The organism is Thermus sp. FJN-A (genome assembly GCF_054655095.1).
In genome coordinates, this window is record NZ_BAAHSC010000081.1 from 1 (window position 1) to 241 (window position 241).

Genomic DNA, 241 nt, shown 5'->3' on the forward strand with positions numbered 1-241 from the left:
TTAGGGTCTCCGGGTGGACGGCCAGGACCAGGGTGGCCACCTCGGCGAAGGCCACCAGCCAGGGGACCACACTGGGGGTGAGGCCCGTGGCGTCGTCCACGACGAGGGTGACGGGGTTCACCCCTTCGGGGCGCTTGAGGGCCTTGAGGAGGCTCCTCGCCTTCTCCTCGTTCCCCGGGTAGCGCCTCTGCCAGGCCTTGAGGTCGGCCTCGAGGTCCCTCCCCCGCCCCACCCCATCCAC

The 241-nt window shown here is 71.4% G+C and carries 1 pseudogene; it reads right to left on the reverse strand.

What is annotated here, in order from left to right:
* Window positions 1-241: pseudogene (locus ACYQ0J_RS00430) on the reverse strand (ATP-binding protein); the annotation flags it as partial.